The organism is Mesorhizobium sp. P3_A9 (genome assembly GCF_056402975.1).
Window position 1 is genome coordinate 1 of the sequence record NZ_JBFUGJ010000740.1, and the last position, 945, is coordinate 945.

Annotated in this window: 1 protein-coding gene; it reads left to right on the top strand. The window is 58.5% G+C overall.

The window, feature by feature from the left end; translation table 11 throughout:
* The first annotated feature begins 172 nt into the window (after positions 1-172).
* Positions 173-403 carry a hypothetical protein gene (locus AC1DX0_RS36420; protein ID WP_477223823.1) on the top strand — a complete coding sequence of 77 codons (231 nt, stop codon included), beginning with the start codon at positions 173-175 and terminating at the stop codon, positions 401-403.
* Positions 404-945: the final 542 nt, after the last annotated feature.

Genomic DNA, 945 nt, shown 5'->3' on the forward strand with positions numbered 1-945 from the left:
GCGTAAGGCTTGCCGTGCGAGATAGGGCCTTTGACCGCTTTTCTGGAACCATTACAGGTTCAGCTAATTGAATCCCGGCCGCCGTGTTCATGGCTGCTGATTGCCTTGGGAGTCCCGCGTCCGGAGATCTGGCGCGGGCCATGGTGCAGTGTAGAGTTCCGCGTAGCAAATAATGACCAATCCTGTGACCAGCCAGAATGGAAAGCGTGCCGCAGTACGCAAAGCGCTCGACCGCCACAAGGTCTACATCACTGCGCAGAGCTTTAACGAAGGCGCTTATCGCGCACGGGTGCTGGTGGATGGCCAGGCCTATTGGGTCGATGGTTTACGGCTGGCCCAGCTGCAAACAGGCATATCGCCCGCCGACCTCGAATTGACGCCGGTCGCCGACGATTTAGATTGAGCGTCATGCCTTGATGCTCGGCGCTGGCGGCTTCAACGTCGTCGCAACATGGAGCTTCGCGACGGTCGCTAAGATGGCGGCGGCGAGGGCTTCTCATCACTGCAACCAACCTCTCCGCGGACCGTTAACCAATGCTGGTTGATCCCAGCACACTCCAGACCCTAGCCCGCTGTTCTCCCCTCAGAGCAGCGGGCTTTTTTCATTGCACATGCTGAATTGGTACCGGAACCGCCAAACCGCTGCGAAGTTTCGGTGATACCAACCTCAGCCTTCCCAAGGAGTGTCGGGAAATGCGGCTAACCCTGAAACCTGATCAAGTCCCTGACGTAGTGGATGCGTTGTTGAGCGAGTGCGGCCCTGAAGATCGATCGGTGCCTCGGCTGATTGCGTTGATTAGGGAAAAGACGCGAACCGACCGATCAGATGCCGACCTGGAGGCACTCGTTGCCAAGAAGGCAGCGGTGCGCGGTATCGCAATGCGTGGGGACACGTCGCCAAATCAGTGACGAGCGCGACTGGGAGGGTCGAATGCGCACGTATAG